Raw genomic sequence first — 24,747 nt, forward strand, 5'->3', positions numbered from 1 at the left:
CAAAAATCAATGTTAGTGGTTAAAAAATTATTGACTCTGGACTATTGACCATTGACTATTGACTAGATGTAATACATTGGACTCTGCTGTAAACGAGCTTCTCTTTCTTGACATAAATCTTGGAGTGTATAGCGGCCTAAAACATCCATAGAAGCCACGTTAGCTTGATCCCAAATTTCATACACTAAACGTCTTTCTAATGTCGGCGCTTCAGAGTGTTCTTTCTCTTTGCGTTCGCCTTCTACTAAAGTGACAATCTCCAACACAGTAATTTGCCAAGGCTCACGAACCAAGACAAAACCACCTTTTGAGCCACGTTGACTTTGTACCACACCTGCACGCCGCAAATTGGTGAGAATTTGCTCTAAATAGCGCTCAGGTATAGGTTGTTTAGAGGTGATTTCGCTCATAGTCAGAGGTACTTTTTTTTCATGGTGGTTAGCCAGTTCTAAAAGTGCTAGGAGCGCGTATTCAACTTTGGAAGACAGATCCAGGAGAGCGTAATTTTGGCTATTCAAGATTTGTACTCAATCAAAATACTACGGTTAATCGATGGCTTTTTCGCATTTTATGCGAAATTAATTTTGTCTTGGTGTTGGATGTGATAGCATCCGATTTATCAAAGACTAATAACCATAAACCTATCGCCTTACCGTAGATTATCTTACAAAATGCGGCAAATGAGTTCATCTTTCACAGGAATTATTTTGGTTTCGTGATTTTTACCGCATCTACCCAAAATCGGCCTCAGCCTAGAACACCAATTTAGTAATCCTGGAAGAACCTCTCGCCCGACCCCTCTGTCTTGAAAAGTTTTGCGCCGGGAAACCCGGACGCGCAACGCCAGTTGCTTTATGCCGGGGAACCCGTCCAACGCACTGGCTCAACTTTTCGCTCCGATGCGGAGAGGGGAGTTGAGCTACCTCTTCCCTACTAGGGAAGGGGCTGGGGGTTAGGTTTTTGATTAGTGAATTGATGCTCTAGACAAACAAGCTGACCCTATTTCTTCTCCCACCAACTACAACCTCAAAAGAGTATGCTATTAACTGACTTGCGAACAATTTATGAGCGCGACCCCGCCGCCCGTAACTGGCTGGAAATATTATTTTGCTATCCTGGACTCCAAGCCCTAGTGTTGCATCGTTTATCCCACTGGCTGAATAAAAAAAATGTTCCTTTTTTTCCTAGGTTTATATCTCATCTCAGTCGGTTTTTTACGGGAATAGAGATACATCCTGGTGCAGTGATAGGCAAAGGAGTATTTATTGACCACGGAATGGGTGTAGTAATTGGTGAGACAGCAATTGTTGGTGATTATGCGTTAATTTATCAAGGTGTAACCCTTGGTGGTACTGGTAAAGAAAGCGGTAAACGCCATCCCACCATCGGTAGCCATGTAGTTGTCGGCGCTGGCGCGAAAGTTTTAGGCAATATTAATATAGGCGATCGCGTGCGGATTGGAGCCGGTTCTGTAGTGTTACGCGATGTGCCTAGTAACAGCACCGTTGTCGGGATTCCTGGACGGGTGACTCGGCAAAATAACCTCAATCTTGATGCACTGGCGCATAATAAAGTTCGAGACGTAGAAGCGGAAGTAATTCGAGCGCTATTTGAACGAGTCAAAAATCTCGAAAAACAGTTAGAACAATTAGAAACTCAGCCAGCATTAGAATTACCAACTGATGTACATAATGAACTGGAAATACTCTACAACAGTAAAATAAATAGCGATTCTGTAATTGAAGACTTTCTCGATGGTGCAGGCATTTAGTCAAAAGTAGAGGCGTGATTTATCACGTCTCTAAATATTTTCTGGCAAAAAATAAGGACGGGTAATCAAACCCATCCCATAAACATCACTCCTTAATTGTGCAAGACCAAATTTTAATTATCTCAATAACGCGATGTGCGACTTATTATCAAAACCCTTCTCCAAACCTCTCTCCGCAGCGGAGAGAGGCTTTGAGTATTACTCCCCTTCCCTGGTAGGGAAGAAGTTGGGGGTTAGGTTTGAAATAAAGTTGCACACCGCGTTAAATATTAATAAATTAGAAAATCTGGGCCATAATTACCACTACCATCAGGTAAGGGAATTTGCATAAGTTTAACAGCAGAACCTTGCAAATTATACATTAGACCAATTGCTTGACCAAGTTTAGATTCATCGCCATTAGTCCAGGCAAGTTCGAGGTTATCTAAGACTAATTTAAAAGCATGATTAAATTCATCTAAAAGTGTGCGGACTTCTTCAGATGGATTTGTCCAACCACCTTGAGGAACTTTTGCCATTGGGTATGTATCGGGAAAGGGAATAACCTCACCTGCATATTTCCACTGTCCATCAATTTGCTTTATTTCCCGACCCTGAAGAATTTCATCAAATTTATAATAATGGGCTAGTTGATCACCAAATCCTTCTGCATCTGGTGATAGAGAAGTTCCTTCTCCTTGTACCTTAATTTCAGTAATTGCTTTCTCTACATCAGCCAGTGTTTTTATTGCAAATAGTGCATGACCACCAACATCGTAACCACCATTAGTTAGCTGATTGTTGCCAGTCATTGTTGGCTGTAAATCTTGAAATGCTCCAAGGATGGCATCATAAAAAGCACCGATGGTAGCAAAGGTTTCTTTGGCAAAGCTAATAGGAATGGGATTTTCAGGAAGTTCAATTGGCTTACAAACTTCTTCTAAATAAGTTTTGCTTAAACCTGCTAAATATACAGTTAAACCAGGTCTTACACCTCCTGGTAAACCGCTGGGATAGCTTGGTAAAACTGTGCTGATTCTTGGTGTACCGCCAATAGTTGTTAACATATTGGCGACTAATCCCATGTGCAGCATTTCTTCCATCAAAATGCTGCGAATTAACCCAGCAGCAGACGCACCTAAATCTTTAATAGACCACCACGCACAAAGATATGGTGGTAAAGTAGCTAACTCTAGTTCTATAGCTGCATTTAAACTACTTTTGAGCCAATCAATATCTCTGTTTGCACTTTCAGTTTGTAAAAGCTCAGAAATTGAAGTGTTCTTGATTGTAGTGAAACTCATAGATGCGCCTTGGCTATTTATTGTAGGAAATCAGTCAATACACGGAAATTGCCGTATATTCCGGCTACAGGATAGCTTTAGCTTGATCATTCAGAGTTCAGTGATAGTACTGATAATTTGGTAGATTTAAAGTCAAGATTTATTGAGGAATGTGAATGTTATCGCACAAATGGCGATCGCTTTCTTGTACCGCCGGATTATTCTGGAGATAATCTTGCGCCAAGGGATTACCCCCGATTCACCTTGAACGTCATCAAGAATGGTGTTGCTTAACCCTGATTTAAAGCGCAAACTTACCTGTGCAGCTTGCATTTCCATTGCTTGTCGCAATTAGGCCCCATCCATTGATGACCAACTTTATTGAGCTAGAGAAATATCATTGCAGATTTTGCGATCGCTTCCTTCTACATCATCGCTATTAGCTAAGTAATCTTTTACCCATTCACAAGCACTAGCCAGCAACTTATTTAAGTCAGTTTCTTCAATATTCCACAATCGCACAGTGTTATCCCAACTACCAGAAGCCAGAGTTTTGCCATCGGGACTAAACGCCACAGTAGTAACAAGAGCCTCATGACCAAAATATGTGTTTAAGAGACGACCATCTAAATCCCAAAGTTTGACAGTTTTATCCTTGCTACTAGAAGCCAAAGTTTTACCATCAGGACTGAAAACCACACTTGTTACTTTAGATTCATGTCCTTTTAGAGTATGTAAAGGATTACCATTTAAATTCCAGAGTTTGATAGTTTTATCTTTACTAATAGAGGCGAGAATTTTACCATCAGGACTAAAGACTAGTTGTAGAATTTCACTTTTATCTGAAAATGTTTTTAACAGTTTACCATTTAAATCCCAGAGTTTAATAGTTTTATCTTTACTACCAGAAGCTAGAATGTTTTCCTTGGGACTAAATACGACTTGTGTAACTTCATTTTGATGTCCTATTAAGGTGTGCTTAAGATGACCATTTAAATCCCAAAGTTTGATAGTTTTATCCTTACTACTAGAAGCTAAAATATGACCATCGGAATTAAAGGCTACTTGTGTAACTTCATCTTGATGCCCTTTAAAAGGAGGCTTATCATTACCATTTAAATCCCAAAGTTTGATGGTTTTATCGCTACTACCAGAGGCAATGGTTTTACCATCAGGGCTGAGAGTAATGCTAGTAACCGTAGCTTCATGCTTGACGAGCTTTCCTATAGGTTCTTTAGCTTGTAAATTCCAGAAAATAATATTTCTCCCATTACTAGCAGCAACCAAATGTTTACCATCAGGACTCAATATTATTTTGGCAATGGGAACACCAAATAAATCAGTAAGTTCTTTAGAGTCTACTGATGCAGAATCAAGTTCTTGTGGATTTGATTTATTGCCATCTAGATTCCAAAGCTTGATGCTGCGATCGTAACTACCAGAGGCTAAAGTCTTACCATTACGACTGAAAGCCAAACTTGTAACTGTATCTGAATGCTGAAAGGTTTGCCCAAGTTTTTCAAGCTTCCAAATTTTAATAGTTTTATCTTTACTACCACTCATCAAGATATTACCATAAGGATTGAAAAATACACTAGTAACTGCGGCTTGATGTCCTCGAAAAGTTTGCAGTAGTGTGCCATTTAAGTTCCAATGTTTAATAGTGTTGTCTTCGCTTGTAGATGCAAAGGTATTAGTTTTGGAATTAAAAACAATGCTCGTTACAGCTGCTTGATGCGCTGTTAAAGTATGTAAATTTTTACCTTGGACATCCCAAATTTTAATAGTACCATCCGCACTGCCAAAGATAATCTTACTGTCATCAGGACTGAAAACTACACTTGTAACAGTCGCTGAATGATGTTGAGATTTAATAAATGATGGTGATAGTTTATTCTGCACATTCCAAAGTTTAAGTGTGCCATCTTCGCTACCAGAAGCCAAAATTTGATCATTGTGGCTAAAAGCAATATTTGTAACGGCTGCTTGATGACCTTCAATAGTTTTTAACAACTCGCCTTTAAAATTCCAGAGTTTAATAGTTTTGTCTTTGCTGGCTGTGGCTATAGTTCTATTTTTGTGACTAAAAACAATACTCGTAATTGCATATTTATGTCCTTTAAGAGTATACCGCAAATTACCATTTACATCCCAAAGATTAATAGTATTATCATTACTAGCAGCAGCTAAGATAGTACCACCAGGACTAAAAGCAATATTCGTCAGTGAATAGTTATTGTTTTTTATTGTATGTAATAATTTACCATCTAAGTTCCAGAGAATGATTGTATTATCATTGCTGATAGAAGCTAAAGTTTGATTATCGGGGCTGAAAGCAATATTTGTGACTGCATATTTGTGTCCTGTTAATGTATGTAAAAGTTTGCCATTTAAGTCCCAGAGTTTGACTGTATTATCATCGCTGGCAGAAGCTAAAATTTGACCATTAGGACTAAGAGCCAGACGATTAACTGCTGCTTCATGTCCTGTAAGAGTATTTAAAAGTTTTCCATCTAAATTCCAAAGGATAATAGTATTATCTCCACCTGCTGAGGCGAGAGTTCCAGTATTAGGGTTAAAAGCAACACTTGAGATATCAGCTTGATGACCATTTAAACTAGTTTGTAATTTTTTAGTATTTAAATCCAATATTTGAACAGTTTTATTATCACCATAAGCCAGAGTTTGACCATCTGGACTGAAGGCTAATAAATCTATAGATATATTAATATATTCATTTTTCTCTTGAGTATTACTTGATAGCTTGAATGTTTTTGGTTGCTTACTATTTAACTGCTTTAAATCCCAAATTTTCACTACATTATCAATACTTATCGAAGCCAAGGTTTTATTATCGGGGCTAAAAACTATACTTGAAATTGTATTTTTCTGCGCTGCAACAAATTGAGTAATTTTTTTTGGTTCATTTTCTACACTCCAAAATTCTATAATGCTATCTTTCAGAGGGCTACCATCGAAACGAAAATTTTCACTATTTGCCTTAGCGATCGCTAACATCTTACCATCTGGGCGTAAAGATATACTTGTAATAACATCATTCTCTGGATATTCTGTCAGTGGTATAAGTTCAGAGTTTTCTTTTCTTAAATCCTTAATTCCAACATAAAACAAACTAGCAATGATTAAATTCTGACTATCATGAGTAAAGATGATTTTTGTAACAGGCAATGGTGATTTTAAAACTGGTTTTGAAATTAATTTTTTATTTTTATCCTCCAAATACTCCACATTCCATATTTTTATATCACCATCTTCACTTGCAGAAGCAAGAGTTTTACCATCAGGACTAAAGGCAATGCTTGTAATAGTAGCTTGATGTTCTCTAAGAACTTTTAACTCCTTACCGTGCAAATCCCAAAGCCTAATAGTTTTATCAGCACTACCAGAGGCAATAATTTGGCCATTAGGGCTAAAAGCAATTGTTTGCACAGTAGCCTCATGTTTAATTAGGCGATTGCGTTCTTTAATTTGATATACGGCGTTTTGCAAAGCTTCTATAACTATAGGCTGTGATTGATCGAGTTTTTGCTTGCTCTTGCCGATATTAATTTTTTCTAGGATATCTTTTAATAGTTCAGGAGGATGAATCAGTGATAATGGTTCAGAAAAGAAGCGTTTAAAATTATTTTGTTCTTGTCGTTTTTTCCCTGCTTTAATTGCTAATATGACTGATTTTAACTCTTGATGGGAATTAAACATTGACAAAGAATTTAAACTACTAGCATTTGTTTCATTAACCTCTCCTGTACGCCATAGTTTCACTGCTCCGAATAATAAACCTGTAATAATTAAGGTAATTATTGTACCGCCACTCATGAGGAAAATTGTTGTAATATCACGACGGCGACGATTGATTTTTTCTTGTTCTTGGCGTAAGTGAAATGCTGCACAAGTGGAGATATACTCTGATTCAATTTGATTTAAAAATCCCGATTGTTGTAATAGTTCTTGGGCTTCTTGTAATCTACCGCCGCGATGGGCAAGATAATTTTCGTCTTTTTGTTGTTTATCCCACTCTAAAGCTGCTTGGCGAATTGTTTCGCGGATTTGCAAACTCACACGGTTTTCATCTAACCATGTAATCAACCTCGGCCAGTAGCGAATTAAGGCTTCGTGGGCGACTTCAACTTCTTCTTGAAATGTAGCTGAGTCTACGCTAACTACTATCAGTCGCGCACCTTCACCAGCTAACCGCTTCAAGAGATTTTTAGTTAATGCTTGTTTGTCACCTGCGGGAATTAATTCTTCTAAGCCAACTCTGCGGCGTGTGTCTCTGCGCCTTTCACCTTGAACGGCGTTTTCATCTAAGCGAGTTAACCGGATAAAGATATTTTTGACTTGTTCTTGTTCATCCGCTGACAAACTATTGTAAACTTCATCGGCAGTTTGAGCGATCGCTTTCTGCACTCCCCCAATCGCTTCATATTCAAAAACCCGCAACCACCGCCCATGTCGGCGTTTCCACAACTCTAATAAGGCGTGTTGCAACAATGGCATTGCCCCTGGTTCGCCTTGCACATCATCTAAAATGGTATTACTCAAGCCAGCTTCAAAGCGTAAACCTACTTGCGCGGCTTGCATTTCCATCGCTTTTCGCAATTCCGCCAAGTCCATCGTCCCAATTAACTTTTGGTGAGACTCCATTAACTCTTTAAGTTGGCGGTAATTTGCACATTCACCCCAAAAATCTGCCCGCATGGTGACAATTACGGGTTGTTGCTTGGTTAAGTTTAATAATTGCTGGATAAATTCTAGGCGCTGAGTTTCATCGCTACACAGAGTAAAAAGTTCTTCAAATTGGTCAACTACAATAATTGACGGTTGATTCTGCACCGCTGCTAAACTGACCTGTAATTGTTCCGTGGGGTTATTACTGGGGGTAAGATAAGCCAGGGCTAAACCAGGTTGCTTTTCTTGCAGAGTGGGAATTAACCCCGCCAACACAACTGATGATTTACCACTACCCGACGCACCCAACACCGCCAAAAAGTTATGTTCAGTTAGTTTTTGTTGGAGTTGGGAAATTAATTGTTCTCGCCCAAAAAAGAACTCACGGTTTTGTTGACGGAAAGGATACAAACCCAAAAATGGACAGCGGCTATCGTAAACAGGTAATTGCTTATTTAAAGCAACAGCATTAAAACTCAAATCGAGAACTTCTAACGCCAAGTTGTTAACTTCAATTAAAGCCTGTTCGCGTTCTTGGTTAGCTTGGGGACTTAAAGTTGTGTTATCTGTGCCAAAAGTGTTGATTAATTGTTGTGCTGGGGTGTGCAGCTTGGGGTAAAGTATAGGCGATCGCTCTAACAATAATTTTTTTAATTGTTCTAAACCAAACTCAATTTCTGCCGTTGTCAAGTTTCTATCAAGTTGGTCACTAAATAACGGTCTTCCGCCCAACCGACTAAACAAAGCCGGAACTGTTACGTCTTGTCTTTCTGCTAAAGAAGCCGCCGCCTCTTGTAGCGCCGTGTCTACTTCCCCAGACTCTCGCAGTTGTTTATAAAAATGTTCTCCTAAAGCTTGGGCTGTCTTAACAGTGACTTTCTCTGTCATTGCTATCACTGCCGGCATACCCAAGTCTCGCACCAAACGCTGCCCTAAACCACCTAATCCTGCTTCTGCATCTGGATGGGCGCTTTCGCAAGTACAAAGAAAAGCAAAATGCGGTAGTCCCTTCGCGCCGCGTAATAAGCGCATTCTATCTAACAAGCGTGTGGCTGTAACTGGCTCAACTGTATCATCAGCTTTTGACCAATACAGAACTGTTTCGCCATTATCCAACAATTTGCCGTGACTAACAAAGTGTAGTAATGTATACTGCTTTGTTCTATCAGTTAATTGAGTACAAAGTTCATCTAAAGTAGGTAAACCAATCGCCCCATCAACATTTGCCAAGACATCAGCAGGAATATCACCTAAGGCAGAACGCACACTTTTTACAGTAGCTTCCACATCAAACAAATCTAATTGATACTTTTTAGAATCCGAGGGACTCGCTACTAACACTAAAGCGCGTAAATCTCGCCGTCCAATAGGCGGAAAGCGGCGGTCTGTAGTGGCGGGAATATATAAAGAAAAAGGCACTCGCTGATCAAGTGCTAACATTTGCCAACCTTCGTCTAAAGGAGCGCATAACCTTTCCCAGCGCAGAGTTCGCAGTTCTTTATCTACAGCTTCAATAAACAGCAAAACCCGCAAACAGTCGTCACTCTCGCGGATAGCAGCAGTAAAAGCATCACGGATTTCATCTTGGAATAAAGCTTTCCCCAAGAATGTGCCGTATTTTTGTGGTTGTCCCTGTAAGCTTAGTAGTTGTTGTAAATCTGTCTCAGTTAGCTGGAGATTACCTTCTGCACGCAGTGGTAAAAGTATCCCTGGCCGACTATATTCGACCACAATCGGCCAGCTATCGCCTGATTTACGTTGAATGATAATTTCAAAAGTGTTCATTGGAAGTATGAAGTATGAAATGTGAAGCGCAACCTAAGATTTATCTTGGTGTTAGGTAAAACAATTTGGAGCATTTTAGCTCTGTCGTGCAACTAAAAAAGCTAGAGACAAAGAAATTATCTAGCCCCTAGCTTTAGCCCCTAATACCATTTCTTGATAAAGATGCAATTTATTGGTTGTTGTAGAGACGTTGTATACAACGTCTCTACAATAGAATTGGGATCACTAACGCGATGTGCGACTTACTTTTGAAACCCCTCTCCAAACCTCTCCCCGCAACGGAGAGAGGCTTTGATTCTTGCTCCCCTTCCCTTGTAGGGGAGCCAGTGCGTTGCGGGGGTTCCCCCCGTTGTAGCAACTGGCGTAAGGGGTTGGGGGTTAGGTTTGAGATAAAGTTGCACACGGCATTAACTTCTGAATTAACCCAATTTCTTCAGAGTCTCTAGTAAACTCATCACCGTGGAAACTGTGACTTGGAGTTTTTGAGTGCGATCGCCTGAAGTTTGATCAACGGCTTTGACAAACTGTTCTAGGGCTTGAGTTAAGTTTGTCTGAGCTTGTTGAAGTGCAGGTGTATCAGTTGATGTCTGCGGTGTTGCTGGTGCAGCAGGTAATTTAATGGATTCAATGACAGAGCGATCGCCTGTAGAATTATTACCAACAACCAGCCTAACTGCGGGGTCGCCAATAATTGCATAACTACGAGCATCGTTGTTAGCTGTCCACATTCCCGATAAACTTACGGGATTCGCCATCGCCCCATATTTAATCTCTTCCAGTTCCGTACTTAAATCAGAAGAAAGTTCAGCATAGCGTTCGTTGAAATATTCGACCGCTGAACCAACTGGATGCCCATCTAGCAATCGCTTGAGTGTACTTTGAAAAACAGCCAACTGTTTACCAGTTTTTTCCCAAACGAACGAACAACCCCAAGCGCGTTCTACGTGACCAATGACAGCCAAAGCGCCGCCGTTAGGATGACTGAGTAACCGTCGGGGTAGAGGAGCGATGAAAGATTTAGGTGCGATCTCTAATCTTTGATTAGAATTTTTTTGATGAGCAAATTCATCTAGCTTAGGAGTCCCTGCACCATAACAAGCAAAGTGAAAAGCAATCAACCCTAATAAACGTGCATCTTTGCCAATATCATCAGCAGAGAAGTAAAAATCTTCGGGAATTGCTTCACGCCAAGTCAACGGGCCGGGCCAATCTTGGCACAATAACGCTCCTTGGTGGCGGAGTTGCTTTTCATGACCGTTGGGAAAACCCATACCATGACTAGCAGTAAACAACAGGGCTGGTGTTTCTTCCCCACCTAATAATCTACCTAACCTAGCTTTAGTCGCTTCTTCAGCAAGAATACTATTAACTGTCCACTCATTATCTTTTTGCTCATTTAGCATCCACTCAGCTAAAGGCTGAACCAGATTTTCGGCACTGAGTTGTGTAGCTTGGTCAGCGGCGTTACGTACCCCAAAAAAGCTGGCGCGGCGAGGTAAAGATAAATTAGTGGTTTCTGCTTGGACTACACTCCGGGCATACTGAGCATATTCTTCTGGCGTATCAAAGTAAATTCGACCTACCGCATACTGCACATCCAGTTGATATTGAAAACGATAGGGAATCGCTTCTGGATCACCCACAATTAATAGATAATAAGGCATCTTGTCTGGGTCGGCTGGGCCTGGGCCAACGCCATGACGGGATAAAAATTGATTCTTCGATTCCCCTGGACGATAACCTTTGGGGCCTATGTATTCTTGATAATAATGCTCATGTTTTTGCGTCGCTTGTCTTTGACGATGCTGTAATAATTCTTTGAGAGCTTCTTTAATAGCTGGGTCAGCATTAAAAGCAAAAATTACGCCCCAACCTGTTTCTGCTAGGTTTTTGGGGTCTACCCCTTCCATTGGGGCAAAATGACCCTCTTGATAGCGCGGATCTTTTTGCTGAAGTTCGCTCAGTTCCAAGGGATCAAACTCTTCACCCTGAGCAATTCTCGCTACCTGTTCCGGTGTTAATGGCGGCAATAAATAACTACCAGAAGCCCCATCAATACCGTTGAAATATAGTTCTTCAGTGAGTTGTTCTACACTCATGTTAAGTACACCCTGTGATTTTTATTGTTGAATTAACTACCAAAAGCCGCAGCCCAAACAGCATGAGCTACTTCCGGTTTATCAATGCTGTTGTGAGCGTCGTCATCTTTACCGTCTTTGAAGTTACGGATAAATTCACTGCTTTCTAAGTTGTAAATTTTACCTGCCTGGAAATTGTATGGCTTGTCACAGTTGTACATTTTGAGACTGATACTTTCGTTGATTCCTTGAATGCCAAAAGTACCAATACTGCCATACTCAGGAAATTCTGATTGAGTCTCAGCAAAGTTAATATCTTGACCTTGAAACCTACCTAGTACGCTGGCTGCTGGATACAGTTTGGTGACAGAACTATCGTGAATAGACCGAGTAGTGACAATTGGGCCTGTGACTTTGCGGTCTTTGAGGATAGAGGAAAAACAACCAGGTAAATTTTTGCGGCGGGGAATATCAGGACAGTAAGACCAAAGTGATAAAGCACCTTGAATCAACACTAAAGAATCAACTGGGCGAATTAGCTGATTATTATCTTTCCCGTTGACAATCGAAGAAACCACAATACATCCAAAACTATGTCCCACTAAATGAAATCGGACTGTTTTAGCTGCGGCTTTTTGCAGTTGAGTTAATAACTTAAAGCCACTAGTACTACCAATTTCCCGCGCCCGCGCTTTCATCTTCCAATAAGAGACATAACCTAATACATCCAGAATTTTATTGTCAGCAGCATCACCAATTCCAAAACTAATTTCTTGGGTTTCTGGTTCTTGTGCTATCAAAGATTGATAAATATTTTCTGGGTTTAAGTTTAAGGATGCACCATCTTCTGCATCTTCGTTTAAAGAGGCTTCTTTGATTAACACCTCATAAGCTTGGTTTACTTGCGGCGGTAATGTTTCTGGTGGATTGGCATATTCTATGGAAGCTGCAAAAATTGTTCTCAGTGCATCACGCGCTACTTCCGTATCAGCCACATCTTGAGCATATTCGTCAATTAAATGATTTAACTCTGACCCTGATGTGTCGTAGGAGGTGGTTTTAGGTTGAGCATTTAAGTCTTCATTACCCCAAGGTTTACTCGGCCAATGCAACCCAATTAATAAGGGGCGAAATTCTTGGTTTTGTGACTGGCGTAATTCTTTGATTTTTTGGATATCAGCAGCCCTACTCCCCATAGCTGTTATCCATTTGGTGTATTGTTCTTTCGCCGCGGGAATGTCGCCCATCCATCCGTGGCTAATAAAAAAGACATCTGTGATGGGTTGAGTAGCTAGTATATTTGCTAACTTTTCGCTCATGAAACCAGTCGGTTCAAGACGTTCATTACCGTTAGCGTCAAAAGCAACGAGATAATAGTCTAGCGATAAGGTAGTAGTAGTAATGTTTACAGTTTCAATTGGCATGAAAAAATTTTGGTGTGGGTGTAATTTTGATGTACTGCACCAAGAAAATGAGTTAGCGATCGCAAACTCTCAACGCAGACTCACAAGTGTTGAATGCACCGCATAAGTACAATCTGAATACTCATCTACTTATTAGTCTTGTACTTCATACATACTTAGTTATGCTTACACACTTGAATACACATTAACCATAAAAAAACTGTAAATCCTCAGTGATAATACGTGCTTTTTTGGGAGAGAAAATCAGAAAAAATATTATGTTTGGTTAAGATTTATACACTTAAATTTTATACATAGATCAAAATCTATGTATACTAATTTGTATGAACCAAAAGATACCCGACTTTTTTAAGAAGTCGGGTATCTGCGCCGCTTAATTTGCAAAAATCTAATTAGATGCTTAGACTTGACCTTTTTGCAGGTTATACCGTTTCACTTTAAGGTTGATACATTTAGAGGAGCAGGGGAGCAGAGGGGAAAGAATTTGTATCAGGATTTTAGTAAAATGGTATTACAAGCATTCGCTCCTACTAAAGACAAATCACATCTAAGAGGTTGTTTTAAAAGTGATTTGTCGTAATTTTAAGCACCTATCGATCCCCCCTGCCAGGGAAGAGGGGATCTCAATCGAACTGTATTTCATACACCCCTACACCTGTCAACTGCTCTTCTGCGGCCTCAATTTGCTTTCTTATATGCTGAACAGCTTACTTCCTAATTTCTCAATGTCCAGCCACCATTGCAGGTATGAGAACGGCATCAATTACATGAATCACACCATTGTCTGCCAAAATATCTGTTTGTAGGATATTGGCATCATTGACTTTAAATCCTCCGTTAGCAGACTCAATGGCTAAAACAGATCCTTCCAGAGTCTCTGCTTCTTGAATCTGCACTAAGTCATCAGACCTAACATCGCCAAAAGCAATATGATAGCTAATAATTTTCTTCAGTTTGGCAGTATCTTGCAGTAGTTCATCTAAGGTTCCTTCTGGTAGTTGAGCAAATGCCTCATCTGTAGGTGCAAAGAGTGTAAAAATGTTAAGGCTTTGCAGAGTATCTATAATTTGTGCAGCCTTAGCCGCTTCTATTAAAGTGGTGAAATTGCCTGCATTCACAGCAGTTTCTAAAAGATTAGTCATTATGATATTGAGGTAGTCTGACAAATTAGTTATAAATTGATACAAATTTATCAACCTCTATCAAGGGAGAGGCCGCTGACAATATATATACAAAGCCGTATTTTGTTTAGTACTGCTAAACTGGGGAATGTCCCCAAGAACCATTAATTATGCTCAAGCGTTCTAAGTTCGAGACAACCCAATCTCAGATTATGCACCGTGCCGAGGATTTAATTAGTGCGGCCTCGAATCGCTACCGCATCACGGTTCAGGTGGCAAATCGAGCCAAACGTCGGCGTTACGAAGATTTTGAAAGTTCTGAAGATATTATGATGAAGCCTGTTTTAAGAGCAATCATCGAAATGTCTGATGAATTAACTCAGCCAGAAATTATTGGGGAAATGTAAAAGTAGTCCAGCATTACAGCCTAACGACTAAAGTCGCGGCTAAACGAACAAAACCCGCCTGCGCGGGTTTGAATGCACTTATTGCTGATGGTAAAAGAATAATTCTGCGTTGCTCAATTATCCCGCTGATGGTTGTGAAGTTTAATTCAGCATTAATCGCTGCTTTGGTTATGGGTGGACTTGTTGTGAGTTTAGGCACAAGTCAATTACACCATTCTAGTTTCTTTGGCATTCAGCCTGCCGTAGCTCAAAGAATTAGCCCGTCGGATGTTTGGCAGTTAGTATATCAGCAATTACCCGATCTACCCAAAGAAAACACCTACGTCAACAAAGAAACAGGGAAAGTTGCAGAGACTAACACTTTAGCTAATCGCTTGATCCGCTATCACGTTTATGTAAAAGAGCGATCGCCTATTTATCGCTTAGACTGGAAGCTAACATTAGCTGATTACCTGGGCGCGAATGAAGTGATGTATGACACTACCTATCCAGGTAATGATACATTACGGCAGAATCCCATAGAAGGCGATCGCGCTGCCATTAACCGCCTTAGTCGTCGTCAACGAGATGCTTTAGTCCAAACCTTAGTTGACATCTTTAATCCCCATCTCCAAAATACTAACAACCAACCTAGCCCTAGCACCTCTACGACTCCCCAAAAACCCCAAACAGGCGGCGCTGACCTTCTAAAATGATTTTGAATTTATCATCCAAAATCCAAAATCCAAAATCTAAAATTCAAAGATGGAACGTCTAATTAAAAGCGGTGTAGGTTGGCGGATTGGTTGGAACCAGAATGCACCAGAATATAAAGGGTTAGTGGGTACGGATGATTGGGCTATTGAGTTAACCGAAGCTGAATTGAATGAATTTTGCCGTCTGTTATCACAATTAGCAGACACCATGAAACAACTCACAGCCGAATTAATGGATGAAGAAAAGATTGCCTGTGAGGCTGAAAGCGATTTATTATGGATGGAAGTGGAAGGCTATCCCCATGAATATAGTCTGCGCTTCATCCTCAACACAGGGCGCTGTGCAGAAGGTAAATGGAATGCCTCTGCTATACCTGGTTTGTTGCAAGCTGCTGGGATGTTGAAAGTTTTTTAAACTTACCCCTTGATTCTCATTGAGCTTTGCGATAGAATAATAATTCTGACCGGGGCGTAGCGCAGCTTGGTAGCGCGCCACTTTGGGGTAGTGGAGGTCGTGGGTTCGAATCCCGCCGCTCCGATTGATAAAATCCCTAGTCTGCTAATCTTAGGTTTAAGATTAGCAGGTTTTTTAGTATAGGCGTATTTATCATCAGGAGTCCGAGTCAGTTTACCGCAGGGTATTTTGTGTGACTTGCAACCCTGCGTTCCCAATGCTGAATTCTGATTCCATCACAACTATTTAATTTGTAAATCAGAAACATTCTTATTATTGGCTTCTACAGGGAGAAATCCACCAGCCTGCATTTTCCATAGCCTGTAGTAAGCACCGCCCCGCGCTAACAGTTTGGTGTGAGTACCATCTTCAACAATTCGACCGTGGTCAAATACTAAAATGCGGTCTAAATGAGCAATTGTCGACAGTCGATGAGCAACGACGATGACTGTTTTGCCGTTCATTGCTAAGTCTAGAGTATCTTGAATGGCTTTTTCGGTGATGGAATCGAGGCTAGAAGTAGCTTCATCTAAGATGAGGATGGGTGCGTCTTTGAGAATAACTCGTGCGATCGCAATTCGTTGTCTTTGTCCTCCCGACAGTTTCACACCGCGTTCACCCACCAAAGAATAGTAACCTTCCTTGATTTGGCTGATGAAATCGTGAGCATAAGCTTTGCGTGCAGCTTCAATCACTTCTTCATCGCTTGCTTCCAATCGCCCATAACGAATATTTTCCATCAATGTGCGATGAAACAGAGATGGATCTTGAGGAATTAAGCTGATCTGAGCGTGTAAAGCATCTTGAGTCATATCTTGAATATCGACCCCATCAATGAGAATTTGTCCAGATTGGGGGTCAAATAAACGCAAAATCAAATTCACAAAGGTGGATTTTCCCGAACCAGAAAAACCAACTAAGCCGACACGCTCACCAGGTTGAATAGTGAGCGAGAGATTCTCAAATACTTTTTTACCTTCGGTGTAGTTGAAATTGACTTGGCGAAACTCGATTTTACCTTGGGTGATGGAGTGGGCGATCGCTTGCTCTCGATCAATCAATTCATGGGGTTGGACAATTGTCATCACACCATTGGCGATATTACCAATATGTTCAAAAAATTCTAGAAAGCGGCGGCTTAAATTACGCGCTTCACTGATGATTAACAATGACAAACTAGTTGCTACAACAAAGTCCGCAGTTGCAATCACTCCTTGACTCCAGAGTGTGAGGGAATAATATAACGTGCCAATTTTTAAAATCGCTGCTGAAATAAACTGAAACCAGCGAATTCGCTCAGAGTACCAATTAGACTTTCTTACCTGTTTAAGTTCGCCCTTTAATTGCTCATTTAAATAGCGTCGTTCAAAACCCAGACGCGCAAATAGCCGAGTACTGCTGAGATTTGTCACTGCATCTACAATAATACCAGTAGTCTCACTTCTAGCGGCTGCGGCTCTCCGAGAGTAAATTCGACAGCGCGTAGCCAACCAGAACGAAATACTAATAAACAGCACTGCCCATATCCCCACAAATGCCGCCAAGGGAGGATGGGCGCGATACAGTAAGATTGTCGCAACAACATATCCGACAATCACAGACAAAAATTCTGTAATCATCATTTGCATCGTTTGGGTAACACCCAAAGAAGTTTCACCGATGCGATGTGCTAAAGCTCCAGAAAAACTGCTGCTCAGGTAGCGATGAGAATGATGTTGCAAGTAGGCATATAGAGATCTGACAATGTGCTGTCGGTGGATAGGATGCAGAATAGTTTGCAAAAGTCCAGCCGATCGCCCGAATATTACTTCTCCCACACTCAAAGCGGTGAACAGCATCAGAGGTTGACGAATAACATCAAAAATTTGCTGAGTGTTGTTAGGCGATCGCGTCACACTGCGGATGATTTCGCCAATAGCATAAGGCAACATAATGCCACAAGTGGCGTGCATTATCTCCAGAATTACCATTAATAAATACCACCAGCGAAACTGGTTCACAAAATAGCAAATAAATCCGAAGGTAGTATTTGGTAAATTTGGTGCATTCGCCGCGCGTTGAAAAGATGTGGATTTTCTGATCTTTTTCGTCATGAAAGTCGATATCGTAGCATCGTTTGAATTGATGGGCGGAATAAAAATGGACATTCCCCTCTCGTACTAACGCAGCGAATCTCCTCTTCTGTATTCGGCGGTAATATCGTCGAGTTTTTGTTTCAAATGATCGTCGAGTGTGACTTCCAAAGCTTTGAGAGTGTCACTGAGTTGTTCTGGACGACTCGCGCCAATGATCGGGGCTGTGATAATTGGATTAGCCAAAACCCAAGCTAAGGCTAAGGTTGTCAAAGATAAACCAGCATGATCCGCCACTGTGCGTAATTCCTCTACAGTATTGAACTCGCGATCGCGCCAATAACGCTCTTGATAACGTTCAGCCGCAGTACCCAAGGTAAAACGAGTGCCATCTGTAGGCCCTTGAGCAAAATTGTGTTTCCCCGTCAGTAAACCACCAGCCAAAGGATTATAAGGAATTACACCTAGCCCTTCTTCCTTCGCCAAAGGTAATAATTCTCGCTCAATTTCACGGAATAACAGATTGTAGCGGGGTTGAATTGAAACGAAGCGAGTTAAATTTCGCACATCAGCCCGACCTAAAGCACGGGCAAGACGGTAAGCTAAGTAGTTAGAAACCCCGATGTACCGCACCTTCCCAGCCCGAACTACTGTATCTAGTGCTTCTATTGTTTCATCAAGCGGAGTTGACGCATCATCAGAATGCAGTTGATACAAGTCAACATAATCAGTTCCCAATCTTTTTAAGGAAGCATCGATCGCATCTAAAATATGTTTGCGTGAAGCCCCTTGATCCCAAGGCGCAGGGCCAACCTTGCCAACAGCCTTGGTAGCTAAGATAAAATGTTCGCGCTTACCTTTCAGCCAGCGTCCAATAATTTCTTCGGTACGTCCAGCTGTTGCTAAACCACCGCCCAAGGGATAAACATCCGCTGTATCTAAAAAGTTAATTCCCGCTTCGGCGGCTGTATTGAGGATTTTGATCGAAGTTTCTTCATCTGTCTGTAACCCAAAGGTCATTGTACCTAGAACAAGGCGCGAAACAGTCAATCCAGTTTGACCAAGTTTCGTTGTTGGTAATGTCATAGTTTTGGTTTAGTTGGGGATGAGTATATTCACATCTTGCACCTAGCGACTGAAGTCGCGGCTACACGGACAAAACCCCTTCGGATTCAAGACCCTTGATTTTATGTTAGTCCGCGTGGTGCGCCAGCGCGATAGGCGGACTTCGTTTTTATAGCCGCGAATTCCATTCGTCGGGGCTAGGTACTTCAAACAGCTACAGAAGCACGTCGGCTCTGGGAAACTAGCCACTGTTGCAATTTCAAGTCTGTGTACACTTCATCGGCAATAAAGTGATCACCTTCAGGTAGTACTGTAAAATCTACTGTTCCACCCACTCCCCGTAAGGTATCAACAATCTGCTGTGTACTCTCAATTGATAGTTTTTCGTCCTTAGCACCTTGGAATATTTGGATGGGGATTTCCTTAAGTACATCTAGTTGAGATGTTTCTAAGGTTTGAGGAACGCGACCAGACACCGCTACTAAACCAGCAAAGCGACCAGGATGGGAAGCAGCAATATGCCATGCCCCAGCAGTTCCCAAGCTGAATCCAGAGATAATCACACGGGAAGGATCAATAGGCCGGGAGGCGATAAAATTATCCAACAAAGCAATGACATCTGATTCTCGCTCTACCCAAGTCTGCCCTTCAGGAAGTTGGGGCGCTAAAAAGAAGTATGGTAAAGAGTTTGATTCATTTACGAACCGAGGTAAACCCCATTTCAGCAGCACATTTAAATCATTGCCGCGATCGCGTGCGCCATGTAAAAACAGTACTAAAGGCGCAGGTTTGTTAGCATCTTCCGCAACAGCCGAGAACAGATAAGGTAATAAACCAGAACGGTGTTCGATAGCCATAGTTGTGACTCCTGAAGTGTATGTTTGAGAAATTAGCGGTGGTCAGATACCCGACTTCTTAGAGAAGTCGGGTATCTCGCAGCCTTTCTATCAGATTTAAACTACTACCAAGCTCTTATCCACTTGCGGGGATTCGATGTTACCTACCTTAGATTCAATCGCTGTACCCTTGAAGAAATTGGCGTTAGCTTCGGTGTAGAACTTGTAGGGATTACCAAAGACATAGGCTTTGAAGTCATCTTCAGAAATTACGCCTTCTTTCACCAAATCCCAGCTTTCTGCCAATGGTGAGGTGAGGTCGGGTACATCCCAGTGACCAACGTCTGAAGAATAAATGGCGTTAATCTTGACACCCAATGGATTGGCTTTGTTGTTGAATGCTGCGGCGATGGTGCGATCGTCAGATTCGGAACCAAAGAAGAAGCTATTCACCCAGCGATCGCGGATGTCTTCAATGGTTTCAATTCCAGCAGCAGCAAAGTCTTCAAGTTCGCTACCAATTGGCGCACGGCTATGACGGCTAAAGGAAGAACCAAGTACACTCTTGGTTAATTCTTCTTTACTGAGAGAATATCCTTCGGTAATTTCACCACCGAAACGCTCAAACAACTCGAACAACTCATCAGCATTGGTGAGGTCTGGGTTGTAGTTTTGTAGTGCTTTGAGATTGCGTTTGGAGAAACGATCTACCAAATGAATGTAGACATGAGCGCCCCAATCTGCACCACCTTCCAGCATCCCCACACGCAACTGGGGAAAACGTCTGGTAACGCCACCGAAGAACAACGCCTTGGCAAATGCTTGAGAACCATCGGCAAAGTGACCGATGTGGTTGTTCATGTAGTTACTGATGGAGGAGCGCCCCGTCCAACCTTGGCTACCATAATGGGTAGTAATCGGCACACCCAATTCCACAGCTTTAGCCCAGAAAGGATCGTAGTCGTATTCGCTATCTAATCCGTAAAAGTCAATGTATGAAGCATACCTAGCGACTTCGGGGAATTTATCTGCGGGATATTTATCCGCGATCGCCTTAATCGGACGTTTCACACCACCAGGAATATTAGCTACTTTTAAGCCTAGTGTTTTTACAGCAAACTCTAACTCCTCAATAGCTTCTTGAGGATTACCCATCGGGATACCAGCTACAGGAGTCAGGCGATCGCTATATTTGCGATAGATATCAGCGTGGTAGTGATTGACTGCGCGTTGCAATGCTTGGCGGTTTTCTGGGCTGGCTCCCGCAGGTGCCAGCACATTATTAGGAAACAATACCGAATAATCTGAACCTTGCTCTGCTTGGCGTTCATAGAGTAGTGCAGGCAGAGTGTAAGTAGCTAGATCTAAAGTATTACGAGTGACTCTCGCCCACCAAGGCGATCGAATTGTGCGGTTGTATTGGCGTTCTTCTGGAGTTTGTTGATACCAGTCTTTACCGTTGCTTTTGGAGTTGAGACGAGAAGATTCTGCCTTGCGTAATTCGTCTACAAGCTTTGACCCGCCGTACTTAGCGATGTAATCTTCAAAAGCTGGAGTGAAATCATTAGTGTGAACATCAGTATCGATAACCGGATAATCAAGGGTAGCTCTGATTGCGGCAGAGGGTGAAGTCTTCAATCTGCTATATTCAGTCATATTTTTTCCTTCAAAAAATCACAGGTTTTTCCGAGCATCCAACGGAGCGTAGGATAATGATTTTCAACTTCTGTAGGGTGGTGATCTACAGAAGAAACGCTTTAAAAGATATGGCTTAACCATCTATAAAAAATTGATTTACGCCATTTAGGCACAGGTTTTTTGTGCAGACATGAAAAACTTATTTACGCCAACACTAATCTTTCATCCAGTTGTTTGACAGTAAATTGATTAACTGGACGACGCAGACCTAAATTTTCACGCAAGGTACTACCTTCGTATTCAGTACGGAAAAGTCCGCGTTTTTGGAGGACGGGAACGACTAAGTTAACGAAGTCATCTAACCCTGTAGGTAAGATGGGCGGCATAATATTAAAGCCATCAGCCGCGCCATTATTAAACCATTCTTCTAGTTGGTCGGCAATGGTTTCTGGAGTGCCAAGTATGGTGCGATGACCTCGCGCAGTCGCCAGAGCAAGATATAACTGACGGAGTGTCAGAGTACCACGAGTCGCTAAATCTTTCACTAGTTTTAGACGACTCTTGTTGTTATTGGTCTCGTTGGGTAGTTCGGGAGCTAAATCATCTAAGGAATATTTCGATAAATCGACACCTTTGTAATAGGTCTTTAAAATACCCCAAGCCACATCAGGATGAATTAAAGATTGCAAGAATTCGTACTTCTCTTGAGCTTCTTCTTCAGTCCGGCCAATGATGGGGAAAGCCCCAGGCATAATTTTGAGATCATCTGGAGAGCGTCCGTATTTTACTAACCGACCTTTCACATCAGCATAAAATTCTTGGGCATCAGCGAGGGTTTGATTAGCGGTGAATATGACTTCAGCCGTACGCGCGGCTAAGTCTCGTCCGGCTTCTGATGCTCCGGCCTGTACAATCACCGGATAACCTTGAGGCGGACGACCAACGTTTAAAGGGCCTTTGACGGAAAAATGTTGGCCTTTGTGGTTAAGTGTATGCAGTTTGTCGGGATCAAAATAAATCCCAGATTCTTTATCACGGATAAAAGCATCATCGTCCCAACTATCCCATAGCCCTTTTACCACTTCAACGAACTCTTCAGCCCGTTCATAACGCTGGCTATGTTCTGGGTGATGTTGAAGACCAAAATTAGCTGCGGCGTTCTCATTGCCTGTAGTAACTACATTCCAGCCCGCGCGGCCGTTGCTCAAATAGTCTAGAGAAGCAAACTTACGTGCGAGGGTGTAGGGTTCTTCGTAGGTAGTTGAGGCGGTGGCAATAAAGCCGATATTTTGGGTGACAGCAGACAAGGCCGAAAAGAGTGTGACTGGTTCAAAATGCACTAGTTTACCATTGCGTTTTTGAGTTTCTGGAGCGCCGCCCCAGACTCCTGGGCTATCTGCCAGAAAAACTGCATCGAACAAGCCACGTTGGGCGGTCTGGGTAATTTCTTTGTAATGCTCAAAATTAAACCCAGCATCTGCTTGTGAATCGGGGTGCCGCCATGCGGAAACATGATGTCCAGTCGCTTGAATAAATGCACCTAAACGAAACTTACGTGTTTTGCTCATCTGCTTTTTCTTTTCTATGCGTATAGCTAAAGGCTGTTTGTGCAACGTCAGTCAAATATCTGACGCTACGATAAATTGGTGAATTTTTATGGGTCAAAGCTCGTATGTCTACTCTTGTTTGAGCTTGACAAAACTAGTAATGCTGCTGTTTTGCGTTTGAGCTTTTACCACAAATTGATGTAGTAGTCTGAGTCAGCATATACAGTTTACACATCCAGATACAGAAAAGATGTGCTGTACAACACAATATCATGAAAACCTAATTGTTAGTTAAACGAACATTAAGTATTGCAAACAGGGCTGACGCGGTGAGAGGCAAGATTAAAAGTGTAGTGAAATGTCGTGATGCAGTAATTTATTGGGCATCATAATGCCACGTCTTAGCAATTTAGGCGTTGCTCAAGCATTTGATTTGTAACTTTTTCTGTCTTAAATTCTAGTCATTACAAATGAGCAATATATTTAAATGTGATATTTTTGGATTTCGGGATAGTTTTTACACGGGTTGGATTGGGAATTACCAATATATTCAATGGCAATTAATTTTCATTTTGAGCTTTTGGGCTTTATCTGGAGGAAATTCCCAAGCTGCTCAAGTGCATCAAAACAGAAGTTCATTACTAGCACTAGTCAGCAACTCAACATCAATTGATTCTGTGCTTTTTCACCATCAAGAAAGTCAGGAAATTAAACTTCTTGAACAATTAAATCAAGCACCGATTTTGATTGCTGCACCCGAAAATTTTAATCCTGGGTTGCGAGTACCACCACCATTACCCAAAACACCAGTCATCAAACCACCAGAAACACCTAGTCCACCTCCAGCATTAAAGCCTGGGAAACCAACTAAGCCTGTGGTGTTAGAAGGCATTCAAACTAATTTTCGCAATGATACTGATAACTTCGGTCAACATAATTTGTTTATCGAACCTACATTTCAGTGGCGATCGCCTAATGGCAATAAAATATTTCTCAAAACAGGTTTTGACTTTTTTGAACAACGGGGTGTGGCATCAGTTAGTAATATTCCTTTACAAATTGGTTGGCAAGGAAAAATTGGAGACATAACTTTACAAACAGCAGCTGGGGTTGATTTTTTTGACCGTTTACCCACAGCGATCAATTTCAATACTAAAGTTGAAATCCCAATTGTCCCGCCGAAAGTTTCCTCCACTGGAAAATTACTGTCGGGTTTAATTTTATCAGCCAACTTAGACCACAGCCCTTATAAATTTAACGCTCTTACTTTAGACAATCAAATTACGGCTTGGCGCTTTGGCCCTGATTTATATTGGCAGATTAATCGAGATACTAGTTTATTCTCTTCATTACGCTTGGGTAACTACAACGATGGGAATTCGGAAATTCAATCGTTCAGTCGGTTAGAACGCAAGTTAGGACAGTTTTCTCTAGCGGCTAACTTATTCACCTGGAGTTACGATCGCAATGTAGAAACTACACATGGCTATTTTTCTCCACCAGATTTTTTGGTATATAACGCTGAATTAGCTTGGGAAGGAGACATTGCCGATTTTTTGCGTTGTCGGCTATCTGCAACTTTAGGACAGCAACGTCTTAATGGTGAATTTGATCATGCTTATGGTTATCAAACTCGCTGTACAGCCAAGCTTTCGCCCAAACTAGAAGCTGACCTTGACTATAGCTTTAGTAATGTGCGGAATCAAGACACAGGGGGAAGTGGCTACGGCGGTAACTCTTTAACAGGACAGTTTCGTGTCAAATTTTAAAGTCAGGAATTATGAGATATTAGCCAATATTTGGCGCTGCTGAACTTTGGGATGTTTTTATCTCACGCAGAGAGTGAGAGTTTGAGATATTGAATGGGGAAATTTCATCCTTTAATTCAGTAATACCAAAAGTT

The 24,747-nt window shown here is 41.5% G+C and carries 16 protein-coding genes and 1 tRNA gene; 6 read left to right on the forward strand and 11 right to left on the reverse strand.

The features are described 5' to 3' along the window. Positions 1-62 precede the first annotated feature (62 nt). Positions 63-518, reverse strand: coding sequence for an RrF2 family transcriptional regulator (locus NCWK1_RS07390; RefSeq protein WP_096575894.1), 456 nt, complete (start codon positions 516-518; stop codon positions 63-65). 518 nt (positions 519-1,036) lie between these two features. Between NCWK1_RS07390 and cysE the strand changes: the two genes are divergently transcribed. Then, positions 1,037-1,771 (forward strand): serine O-acetyltransferase, encoded by a 735-nt coding sequence (cysE, locus tag NCWK1_RS07395; protein WP_103124266.1) that lies wholly within the window; start codon positions 1,037-1,039, stop codon positions 1,769-1,771. 269 nt (positions 1,772-2,040) lie between these two features. Here the strand turns inward: cysE and NCWK1_RS07400 are convergent, their stop codons facing one another. The 5 genes from NCWK1_RS07400 to NCWK1_RS07425 all read right to left on the reverse strand — a co-directional run bounded on the left by NCWK1_RS07400 (position 2,041) and on the right by NCWK1_RS07425 (position 14,151). After that, positions 2,041-3,054, reverse strand: a complete 1,014-nt coding sequence (locus NCWK1_RS07400) for a ferritin-like domain-containing protein (protein ID WP_103124267.1) — start codon at positions 3,052-3,054, stop codon at positions 2,041-2,043. Between the two features lie 357 nt (positions 3,055-3,411). Beyond that, a complete protein-coding gene (locus tag NCWK1_RS07405) occupies positions 3,412-9,507 on the reverse strand; it encodes an nSTAND1 domain-containing NTPase (protein ID WP_103124268.1) in 6,096 nt (2,031 codons plus the stop codon). 419 nt (positions 9,508-9,926) lie between these two features. Beyond that, positions 9,927-11,606, reverse strand: coding sequence for a C25 family cysteine peptidase (locus NCWK1_RS07415; RefSeq protein ID WP_103124269.1), 1,680 nt, complete (start codon positions 11,604-11,606; stop codon positions 9,927-9,929). A 32-nt stretch (positions 11,607-11,638) separates the two neighbouring features. After that, the gene (locus NCWK1_RS07420; protein ID WP_103124270.1) at positions 11,639-13,009 is read right to left on the reverse strand and encodes a hypothetical protein; all 1,371 of its coding nucleotides are present in this window, start codon (positions 13,007-13,009) and stop codon (positions 11,639-11,641) included. Positions 13,010-13,731: 722 nt separating this feature from the next. Then, positions 13,732-14,151, reverse strand: coding sequence for a fasciclin domain-containing protein (locus tag NCWK1_RS07425; RefSeq protein ID WP_103124271.1), 420 nt, complete (start codon positions 14,149-14,151; stop codon positions 13,732-13,734). Between the two features lie 149 nt (positions 14,152-14,300). On the opposite strand from NCWK1_RS07425, the gene NCWK1_RS07430 reads away from it, so the two are divergent. The 4 genes from NCWK1_RS07430 to NCWK1_RS07445 all read left to right on the forward strand — a co-directional run bounded on the left by NCWK1_RS07430 (position 14,301) and on the right by NCWK1_RS07445 (position 15,771). Continuing rightward, positions 14,301-14,537, forward strand: coding sequence for a DNA-directed RNA polymerase subunit omega (locus NCWK1_RS07430; protein WP_015114011.1), 237 nt, complete (start codon positions 14,301-14,303; stop codon positions 14,535-14,537). Between the two features lie 170 nt (positions 14,538-14,707). Then, complete coding sequence (locus NCWK1_RS07435) at positions 14,708-15,232, forward strand: hypothetical protein (RefSeq protein ID WP_422730845.1); 525 nt, start codon at positions 14,708-14,710, stop codon at positions 15,230-15,232. Positions 15,233-15,281: 49 nt separating this feature from the next. Continuing rightward, on the forward strand, positions 15,282-15,647 hold the full coding sequence (locus tag NCWK1_RS07440) for a DUF1818 family protein (RefSeq protein WP_096575880.1): 366 nt from the start codon (positions 15,282-15,284) through the stop codon (positions 15,645-15,647). Between the two features lie 50 nt (positions 15,648-15,697). Next, a tRNA-Pro gene (locus NCWK1_RS07445) sits at positions 15,698-15,771 on the forward strand. A gap of 157 nt (positions 15,772-15,928) precedes the next feature. On the opposite strand, the gene NCWK1_RS07450 is transcribed toward NCWK1_RS07445, so the two are convergent. The 5 genes from NCWK1_RS07450 to NCWK1_RS07470 form a co-directional block, all read right to left on the reverse strand. After that, the gene (locus tag NCWK1_RS07450) at positions 15,929-17,779 is read right to left on the reverse strand and encodes an ABC transporter ATP-binding protein (RefSeq protein WP_103124272.1); all 1,851 of its coding nucleotides are present in this window, start codon (positions 17,777-17,779) and stop codon (positions 15,929-15,931) included. A gap of 66 nt (positions 17,780-17,845) precedes the next feature. After that, complete coding sequence (locus tag NCWK1_RS07455; RefSeq protein ID WP_103124273.1) at positions 17,846-18,844, reverse strand: aldo/keto reductase; 999 nt, start codon at positions 18,842-18,844, stop codon at positions 17,846-17,848. Positions 18,845-19,029: 185 nt separating this feature from the next. After that, a complete protein-coding gene (locus tag NCWK1_RS07460) occupies positions 19,030-19,680 on the reverse strand; it encodes a carboxylesterase family protein (RefSeq protein WP_103124274.1) in 651 nt (216 codons plus the stop codon). Between the two features lie 96 nt (positions 19,681-19,776). Then, positions 19,777-21,315, reverse strand: a complete 1,539-nt coding sequence (locus NCWK1_RS07465; RefSeq protein ID WP_096575871.1) for an amidohydrolase family protein — start codon at positions 21,313-21,315, stop codon at positions 19,777-19,779. 185 nt (positions 21,316-21,500) lie between these two features. Then, the gene (locus tag NCWK1_RS07470) at positions 21,501-22,865 is read right to left on the reverse strand and encodes an LLM class flavin-dependent oxidoreductase (protein ID WP_103124275.1); all 1,365 of its coding nucleotides are present in this window, start codon (positions 22,863-22,865) and stop codon (positions 21,501-21,503) included. A 449-nt stretch (positions 22,866-23,314) separates the two neighbouring features. Here NCWK1_RS07470 and NCWK1_RS07475 point away from each other — a divergent pair, with 449 nt between their 5' ends. Further along, a complete protein-coding gene (locus tag NCWK1_RS07475) occupies positions 23,315-24,613 on the forward strand; it encodes a hypothetical protein (protein ID WP_245894853.1) in 1,299 nt (432 codons plus the stop codon). Positions 24,614-24,747: the final 134 nt, after the last annotated feature.

It is taken from the genome of Nostoc cycadae WK-1, assembly GCF_002897135.1.
Lineage (GTDB): Bacteria > Cyanobacteriota > Cyanobacteriia > Cyanobacteriales > Nostocaceae > Nostoc_B.

What these genes read in the sequence shown, in the direction of transcription:
- cysE (WP_103124266.1), top strand. Translation starts at nt 1,037, where the DNA reads ATGCTATTAACTGACTTGCGAACAATTTATGAGCGCGACCCCGCCGCC.
- NCWK1_RS07400 (WP_103124267.1), bottom strand. Translation starts at nt 3,054, where the DNA reads ATGAGTTTCACTACAATCAAGAACACTTCAATTTCTGAGCTTTTACAA.
- NCWK1_RS07405 (WP_103124268.1), bottom strand. Translation starts at nt 9,507, where the DNA reads ATGAACACTTTTGAAATTATCATTCAACGTAAATCAGGCGATAGCTGG.
- NCWK1_RS07415 (WP_103124269.1), bottom strand. Translation starts at nt 11,606, where the DNA reads ATGAGTGTAGAACAACTCACTGAAGAACTATATTTCAACGGTATTGAT.
- NCWK1_RS07420 (WP_103124270.1), bottom strand. Translation starts at nt 13,009, where the DNA reads ATGCCAATTGAAACTGTAAACATTACTACTACTACCTTATCGCTAGAC.
- NCWK1_RS07425 (WP_103124271.1), bottom strand. Translation starts at nt 14,151, where the DNA reads ATGACTAATCTTTTAGAAACTGCTGTGAATGCAGGCAATTTCACCACT.
- NCWK1_RS07430 (WP_015114011.1), top strand. Translation starts at nt 14,301, where the DNA reads ATGCTCAAGCGTTCTAAGTTCGAGACAACCCAATCTCAGATTATGCAC.
- NCWK1_RS07435 (WP_422730845.1), top strand. Translation starts at nt 14,708, where the DNA reads ATGGGTGGACTTGTTGTGAGTTTAGGCACAAGTCAATTACACCATTCT.
- NCWK1_RS07440 (WP_096575880.1), top strand. Translation starts at nt 15,282, where the DNA reads ATGGAACGTCTAATTAAAAGCGGTGTAGGTTGGCGGATTGGTTGGAAC.
- NCWK1_RS07450 (WP_103124272.1), bottom strand. Translation starts at nt 17,779, where the DNA reads ATGACGAAAAAGATCAGAAAATCCACATCTTTTCAACGCGCGGCGAAT.
- NCWK1_RS07455 (WP_103124273.1), bottom strand. Translation starts at nt 18,844, where the DNA reads ATGACATTACCAACAACGAAACTTGGTCAAACTGGATTGACTGTTTCG.
- NCWK1_RS07460 (WP_103124274.1), bottom strand. Translation starts at nt 19,680, where the DNA reads ATGGCTATCGAACACCGTTCTGGTTTATTACCTTATCTGTTCTCGGCT.
- NCWK1_RS07465 (WP_096575871.1), bottom strand. Translation starts at nt 21,315, where the DNA reads ATGACTGAATATAGCAGATTGAAGACTTCACCCTCTGCCGCAATCAGA.
- NCWK1_RS07470 (WP_103124275.1), bottom strand. Translation starts at nt 22,865, where the DNA reads ATGAGCAAAACACGTAAGTTTCGTTTAGGTGCATTTATTCAAGCGACT.
- NCWK1_RS07475 (WP_245894853.1), top strand. Translation starts at nt 23,315, where the DNA reads ATGAGCAATATATTTAAATGTGATATTTTTGGATTTCGGGATAGTTTT.